The 1,960-nt window shown below is 57.6% G+C and carries 2 protein-coding genes; one reads left to right on the plus strand and one right to left on the minus strand.

Annotated elements, in window-relative coordinates:
* The coding region (locus WCA53_RS21535) for a porin (RefSeq protein WP_423915407.1) at window positions 1–407 on the minus strand (407 nt) is incomplete at its 3' end.
* A gap of 489 nt (window positions 408–896) precedes the next feature.
* Here WCA53_RS21535 and WCA53_RS21540 point away from each other — a divergent pair.
* Window positions 897–1,960: ATP-binding cassette domain-containing protein (locus tag WCA53_RS21540; RefSeq protein WP_423915411.1), on the plus strand; the 1,064-nt coding region annotated here is incomplete at its 3' end.

The following is a 1,960-nucleotide window of genomic DNA, read 5'->3' on the forward strand; positions in this document are numbered from 1 at the left end:
ACCGTTTGACCCCCGTTGGCGTCCGAGCCGCCCAGATAATCGGTCGAGAACGAATATTGACGCCCGAAGGTGAGGGAGCCGATGCCGTTTTTCGTAAGGCCTACAAATGCCTGGCGGCCGAACAGCGAGTTGCCTTGGCCCAGTGCGCCCGTGCCCGCGTTAAAGCCGTTTTCCAAAACGAAGATAGCCTTCAGGCCGCCACCCAGGTCTTCAGAACCACGCAGGCCCCAACGGCTGCCTTGCGCGACGCCGTCGTTGTAATAGTAAAGATGCTGCGCTTTGGCGCCGGCATGGTTCACATACGTGAAACCCGTATCGATCAGGCCATACAGCGTGACGCTGCTTTGTGCGTGAGCGGCGCCCACGAAGCCCGCGAGGAGAGCCGTGGTCAAGATTTTCTTATTCACGAGATTTTCCGATTAATTCCAAACATCACGTCACTAGCAACTCGACCGAACACCGAGAAACCTGCAGGATGTGACACGCAAAAAGGAGCCCGCAGGGTGCGTGTCCGAACCCTGACTAAGAACTCTCCAATAATATCTGCGGATGCTAGCGTGTGAATCGCGAACCGCAAACCAACAATATGTGGTTTGTTTCGAAGGGTTTGATCTTTGCTTCGCAGGCCATAGTGCCAGCGATTGTGTCTCCAAGCGCCGTCAACGAACTCTGAGCGCTAAGCGGCTTGGCTTATGCCGTAAATGCGATTTCCTTTTCGGAATTCGGCATTTGGAGTCCTACCATTCGTCTGTCTAGAATGTCAGCCCTTTCTTTACGTCGGTCCCACAGTGCAAGCCAGCGCGCACGAGCAGTCCCATCGCATACCACGCCCAACGAGTGGCGACGCCGAAGTCATTTCGCTACCGATCAATAGTCATCGGTCTATTGGCGAGGATGTGGTTATTGAGTTCCGCAACATAAGCAAGGTCTACGGAAACTCACACGGTGACCACTCGGTCGCGGCGGTCCGGAGCATCAATCTCTCGGTCAGGCGCGGTGAAGTCCTTTGTCTGATGGGTACTTCAGGAAGCGGGAAGTCGACGCTACTCCGACATGTCAATCGCTTGATCGAACCGAGCGACGGCGAGCTATTCGTGAACGGCGAAAGCGTCAGTGACTTGTCTGCGACCGAACTCCGTGAAGTTCGGTCGCGGCGGATCGGGATGGTCTTCCAGCACTTTGGATTGTTGCCTCATCGGAGCGTCCGTGAGAACGTCGCACTGCCCCTTGAGTTGCGTGGTGACCCAGAGGCAATACGCCATGCCGAAGCGGATCGTCAGTTGCAGGCAGTAGGGCTAAGTGCATGGGCGGACCGCTATCCAGGCGAGCTCTCCGGCGGAATGCAGCAACGCGTCGGATTGGCGCGAGCGTTGGTCATCTCCCCTGAAATCCTCCTACTCGATGAGCCCTTCAGTGCACTTGATCCATCCATTCGCCGGGACCTGCAAGCCCACTTCCTGCGAATCGCGCGCGAACGCAAAATTACAGCGGTCCTAGTCACGCACGACCCTGCCGAGGCGTTGCGCCTGGCAGACCGAATTGCAGTCATGCGTGATGGACAGTTGATCCAGGTCGGCACACCCGACGAACTGCTCAACAGTCCGGTAGATTCAGGGGTGGCGGATTTCTTTCTAGATAGCCCGGCGGTGGATTTGTCTCACCCGCTCTACCCGGACGAGGGGATCGCTGGGGCTAACCGCACCGGAGCGCGCGAAGCGGTGCAACCTCAAGGAGCGCTGTTGGCCAGGTTACTCCTTGGACCCGCTGCGCTCGCGGCTCGGGGGCGGGAAGGATTGTTCTGGTTAAGCCTGGTCGGCGAAATGGCTGCGATGGCAGTATTTTGCGCCGCGTTGTACGCGGCGAATTCCTTAACGGCTGTGATTGCAGGTGGGATCTGGCTGCTCATACAAATGCTTTGCGCATGGGCTGCTGGACTTCGTGCGGCAAAGACCCGTCGTGC

Source organism: Caballeronia sp., assembly GCF_049581465.1.
Classification (GTDB): domain Bacteria; phylum Pseudomonadota; class Gammaproteobacteria; order Burkholderiales; family Burkholderiaceae; genus Caballeronia.